General features: G+C 34.3%; 7 protein-coding genes. 6 read left to right on the top strand and 1 reads right to left on the bottom strand.

Annotated elements, in window-relative coordinates; translation table 11 throughout:
* Positions 1-150 precede the first annotated feature (150 nt).
* Positions 151-1,233, top strand: coding sequence for an FtsW/RodA/SpoVE family cell cycle protein (locus KY055_02680; GenBank protein MBZ1345505.1), 1,083 nt, complete (start codon positions 151-153; stop codon positions 1,231-1,233).
* Positions 1,234-1,459: 226 nt separating this feature from the next.
* Here the strand turns inward: KY055_02680 and KY055_02685 are convergent, their stop codons facing one another.
* Positions 1,460-1,858, bottom strand: a complete 399-nt coding sequence (locus KY055_02685) for a hypothetical protein (GenBank protein ID MBZ1345506.1) — start codon at positions 1,856-1,858, stop codon at positions 1,460-1,462.
* A 386-nt stretch (positions 1,859-2,244) separates the two neighbouring features.
* Here KY055_02685 and KY055_02690 point away from each other — a divergent pair, with 386 nt between their 5' ends.
* From KY055_02690 to KY055_02710, 5 genes are all read left to right on the top strand, one after another.
* Complete coding sequence (locus KY055_02690) at positions 2,245-2,559, top strand: hypothetical protein (protein ID MBZ1345507.1); 315 nt, start codon at positions 2,245-2,247, stop codon at positions 2,557-2,559.
* The gene (locus KY055_02695; protein MBZ1345508.1) at positions 2,540-3,196 is read left to right on the top strand and encodes a nucleotidyl transferase AbiEii/AbiGii toxin family protein; all 657 of its coding nucleotides are present in this window, start codon (positions 2,540-2,542) and stop codon (positions 3,194-3,196) included. Before KY055_02690 ends, KY055_02695 begins: the two co-directional genes overlap by 20 nt.
* Before the next feature lie 76 nt (positions 3,197-3,272).
* A complete protein-coding gene (locus KY055_02700) occupies positions 3,273-3,890 on the top strand; it encodes a hypothetical protein (GenBank protein MBZ1345509.1) in 618 nt (205 codons plus the stop codon).
* A gap of 107 nt (positions 3,891-3,997) precedes the next feature.
* A complete protein-coding gene (locus tag KY055_02705; protein MBZ1345510.1) occupies positions 3,998-4,390 on the top strand; it encodes a HEPN domain-containing protein in 393 nt (130 codons plus the stop codon).
* Positions 4,374-4,718, top strand: coding sequence for a nucleotidyltransferase domain-containing protein (locus KY055_02710; GenBank protein ID MBZ1345511.1), 345 nt, complete (start codon positions 4,374-4,376; stop codon positions 4,716-4,718). Before KY055_02705 ends, KY055_02710 begins: the two co-directional genes overlap by 17 nt.
* Positions 4,719-4,900: the final 182 nt, after the last annotated feature.

Below are 4,900 nucleotides of genomic sequence, written 5' to 3' on the forward strand. Positions count from 1 at the left end.
GAGGTTTAAAAGAAATTGATTTTTCTTAATTAGGGGGACGAAGGGCTATCGCTCTTCTCTCGCTGAACCCAGCGATAGCTGGGTGAAGAGGGAGAAGAAAACGAAGTTTTCTGCGACCGCCCCCATCTAAAGCAACGATAAATGAGAGATATTATTTTTCATTTTAAGAAATTAGATTGGATTTTGATTGCTTCTGCTCTTTTGTTGGTTGGCATCGGTCTTCTATCAATTTATAGCAGTTCTTTGGCCAGGGCGGATTTTTTGAATTTTCAAAAACAGATTATTTTTTTGGTTGTCGGGCTTTTTTTAATGCTGGCTTTATCTTTTCTTGATTGGCGAATTCTAAAAAACGACTCTTATTTGATTTTGATTTTTTATTTTTTTTGTCTTTTGGCATTAATCGGTCTTTTCTTTTTTGCTCCGGAAATTCGAGGGGTAAGGGCTTGGTACAGATTAGGTCCGCTTTCCATTGACCCGATTGAGCCAACCAAACTCATTTTAATAATTTTATTGGCTAAATTTTTTTCTATGCGCCATATTGAAATGTACAAAATTGGACACATTTTACTTTCCGGCTTTTATGTTTTTTTACCGGCTTTCTTGATTTTTCAACAGCCGGATATGGGCTCTGTTTTAATTTTGAGCTTTCTTTGGCTCGGTATTTTAATTGTTTCGGGAATAAAATTGCGTCATTTTTTGATTTTGGTCTTTTGCGCCGCATTAATCTTAATTTTCGGTTGGAATCTTATTTTAGAAGATTATCAAAAAGCCCGGCTTGTCAGTTTTTTTCAGCCCCATATTGAGCCCTTAGGTATTGGTTGGAGTCAGCGACAAGCTCAAATTGCCATTGGTTCGGGCGGGATTTTCGGTCAGGGAATCGGCCAAGGTTCTCAAACCCAATTTCGCTTTTTGCCTGAGCCCCAGACCGATTTTATTTTTGCTGCTATTGCCGAAGAAACCGGCCTAATCGGAATTTTTTTACTATTTTTTCTTTTTTCGCTTTTAATCTGGCGAATAATAAAAATTGCTGTTCAATCAGAAACCAATTTCTCCCGGTTATTCGCTTTGGGCTTGGCAACTGTTTTGGTCTCTCAAATTTTTATTCATATCGGAACAAACCTTGGCATTTTACCAGTAATTGGAATTTCTTTACCATTGGTCGGCTACGGCGGCTCCGGCTTAATTACGATTTTTTTGGCTTTAGGAATTTTAGAAAGTATGAGAAAGAACTAAAGGTTAACGACGGTTAACGAACGGCTATATTTCAGTCAAAGTTTGTCCTTATTGAAAGCGATGAGGCGAAACCACTGGGAACTAGGGGAATTAGGGACTTATTTTCCCTATTTTTCCCTTTCTTCCTATTGTTTCTTCTTATTGGAAATGGAAAAGTGTAGATATTGGACATCACGCTTGGAAATTCAAAAGAGGTCTGACAACGTCAAACTTTTACAGACAGGCATTATTCCTGAGCCCTTATTGTTTGAAGAATAGGGCTATCTTCGGTCAAATTCGCCCACCATAAAATTTTCTCTTTTGAAAGACGGATGGCGTTTTCCGGTCTGAAAAAGAAAGTGTTAAAGGGAATTAATTGGGGGGCAGGCGCCTCTTCTTCTGTCGCCGGAACCTGCTGAATAACATAAACATTTCTCAAAAGACAGCAGGGAAAAGTTCTTAGTCGTCCGTAAAAAACATCGCCATTAATTAATTGAACCACCTGCCATTTTGGGGCTGAAAAAGGAAAAACCTTTTTAGCAAAGGCAAAAGCCAGATAAGAGGAAAGAAAAACTAAAAGAGCTATTGCCAAAAGAAATAAAAACCGCTTGCCGACTTTTAATTTATTTAGTTTTAATTCTTCCATTTTTTTTACCCCGTTAAATGCCGCTTTACGACAACCCCGCCCTTTTCGCAAAAAGGGCTGGGTTATTTAACAGGATGAATTAATTTTTATTAATCAAGCCGACCTTTTATGGTTTTTACATATTAGATTAGATGTAGATTTAGATGTGTTGTCCGACATCTACATTAATCTACATTACATAAAGACTTGAAATAAATGCCATGGCATTTATTTCGAGTACATTCTTAATCTACATTCTTACACATCTACATTTTTACACATCTACATTTTTACACATCTACATTCTTATTTACAGCTTAAATTATACTAAAAAAGATAAATTATGGAAAGGCGACTTCAACAACCGCTCGGCTTTTCTAAATTCGTATTTTTGATATAATTATTAAATGAAAACATCAACAACTAAAAAAATAAGAACGATTCCCTCAAGTTTTCAAGGTATTTTGTGGTCAGTTAATGTTAAAAATTTGGACTTGGAAAAAGATAAAGTTTATATTATCCATCAGGTTTTGAGCTACGGCACATTGGAGCAAATCCGCTGGCTGTTTGAAGTTTATTCTAAAAGAGAGATTAAAAGAGTTTTTGAGGCCTCTCCGATGAAGGTCTATAATTTTCCAACTTTTAATTTTATTAAGAATATAGTTTTGGGTCTCAAAGAAAAACCATTTTCCTCAAAAGATTATGTCAGTTCTATTTATTAACGAAGTTTTAACCCCGACCCAGAAAGCAGTTTTTGCCAAACTGCTTCCCTTTAAACAAATTGGAATTTTGGCCGGAGGCACTGCTTTAGCTTTTCAGCTGCGACATCGAAGATCTTTTGATTTTGACATTTTCACCAGAGAAAATATTTCCCTTGATTTTAGCAAAAAGATTAAAGAAATTTTTGGCAAAAAAATAGAAATATTTAAAGAATCTGAGACGGAATTGACCTTTTTCACTTCGGCAAAAGTTAAAATTACTTTTTTCCACTACCCATTTAAGCCCCTTTATCCGATTATTAGAACATTTTCAATTCCTATTTTTGATTGGAGAGAAATTGCCGCTGATAAAGCATATACCTTAGGCAGGAGGCCGATTTATAGAGATTATGTTGATTTATTTTTTATAATTAAAAAAGGACATAAATTAAAAAACATTATTTCTGATACTGAGAAAAAATTTAACGTTCTTTTTTCAGAAAAATTATTTTTGGGACAGCTCACTTATTTTGGCGACCTGCAAGATTTTAAAATAGAATTTTTGGGAAAAGAATGTTCTCCAGGAGAAATAAAATCATTTTTAGAAAAAGCAGCCGGGCAGTTCACTAAAAATATTACGAATCCAAAAAATCGTGCCTGACACCATAACTTGACATTGCCTTTCAGTTTTATTTTTGTTAAACTAAAGACAGCAATAAAAATTTTTGTAAAAAATTATGGCCAAAATAAACTTGCCTAAAATAACTCTGCCTAAAATAAACTTTTCAAAAATAAAAATAGCTCTGTCTAAAATAGACCTGTCTAAAATAGCCCTTGCTAAATTATTTAAAAACAAGAATTCAATTATTTATCTTGTTATTCTTGCTGTTTTTGTTTTTGGTGGTCTTGTGTTTTTAGAGATACAACCTGGAAAACCAATTGAACAGGACTTAATTCCATTGCCACTATTGCCAATAGAAGACGAACAAGAGATTGAAAGAAAACTATTGACTCCTGGCTTAATTGGCGAGGTTCCTCAAGAAGAAAAAGAAAAAATTCCAATAGAAGACCAAATCGCTCATCATGTCGTTAATACCACTGGAATTATTCAGGAAGTAAAAACAGACCGCCTTATCATAATGGGAGATGGTCAAAATTTTGTTGACAGAACGCCCCGTGTCTTAACCATAATTTTTAACCAAAGAACAATCGTCCAGAAATTCGGCGGAGCAAACCAGCAAATCGGCTTTAAGGGCTTGGAACAACTGAAAACCGGAATGACTATTTTAATCCAGGGTTTAGGCAATATTCGGGGCAAAACAGAATTTGAAGCAGACATAATTAATATTTTATAGAGTGTAGATGTCGGACATCTACACTACGGGGCAGGCCCCAGTAGCAGAGACCTCGTTTCGCTAAGAATGTAGATGTCGGACATCTACACATCTAATTTATTTAAATTATGGCAGAGGTTGATTTCTTAAAAAAAAGAGCAGAAGGTTTTTTGGCAAACGGTAAATATGATATTTCTAAGAAAGAATGGCCTTTGGCTGCTTTTCATTTAGAACAGGCCAGTCAACTTTATTTAAAGTATTATCTATATTTAAAAATTAGAAAATTTCCTAAAACTCATTCTTTAAAGGAACTTTTAAAAGGAATAGGCAAGGTTTATAAAAAACAAGAAAAAGTAGAAAAGATTTTGAAAGAAAAAGCAAGCACGATTGGGGATTTAGAGCAGGCCTATTTAACGGTTAGATATTTACCAGTTGAGTTTAGCAAATATCAAATTGAAAATATGCTTAATTTTACTGAGGACTTAATTAAATTTTTAGAGAACTGTGAAAAGCGAGCTTGATTTTTTAATTGAGGAAGCTCAAAAAGAGGAAAAATATTTTAAGAATTATTTGAAATGGACAAAAATTATCAAAAAGGAAGTTGAAAAGCCTTTAGGAAAAGTAAAGGTGCTTATTTTCGGTTCAGTCCTAAAAAAAGATGAAGTGCCCCAGGATATTGATATTTTGATTATTTCACCGGGGTTAAAAACTAATGAGCAAAAAAGTAAAATTCGCCTTAAAATTTGGAAAAAAATTGGTCCTACGAGCCCTTTTGAAATCCATTTAATAACACCGGAAGAATACCAAAATTGGTACCAAAATTTTATAAAAGAAAAGATTGAAGTTTAGATGGAAAATGGGGGTACTCCATTTTAATAACTGGAAGGGGCCTGTCTTCTATTAGGAATGGAAGAGTGTAGATGTCCGACATCTACACTACGGGGCAGCTTCCATAATTAAAAATTAAAAAATTAATCACTAACTTAGGGAATTATTTAACTTTCGTTTAAAGGTCGAGAACAACTTTAAAG

The sequence above is a fragment of the Candidatus Nealsonbacteria bacterium genome (assembly GCA_019923625.1).
GTDB lineage: Bacteria > Patescibacteriota > Minisyncoccia > Minisyncoccales > RBG-13-42-11 > JAHXGN01.

Bases quoted from the DNA above. Each gene is read 5' to 3' on its own strand.
- KY055_02690 (MBZ1345507.1), top strand. From the start codon at position 2,245: ATGAAAACATCAACAACTAAAAAAATAAGAACGATTCCCTCAAGTTTT.
- KY055_02705 (MBZ1345510.1), top strand. From the start codon at position 3,998: ATGGCAGAGGTTGATTTCTTAAAAAAAAGAGCAGAAGGTTTTTTGGCA.
- KY055_02695 (MBZ1345508.1), top strand. From the start codon at position 2,540: ATGTCAGTTCTATTTATTAACGAAGTTTTAACCCCGACCCAGAAAGCA.
- KY055_02700 (MBZ1345509.1), top strand. From the start codon at position 3,273: ATGGCCAAAATAAACTTGCCTAAAATAACTCTGCCTAAAATAAACTTT.
- KY055_02685 (MBZ1345506.1), bottom strand. From the start codon at position 1,858: ATGGAAGAATTAAAACTAAATAAATTAAAAGTCGGCAAGCGGTTTTTA.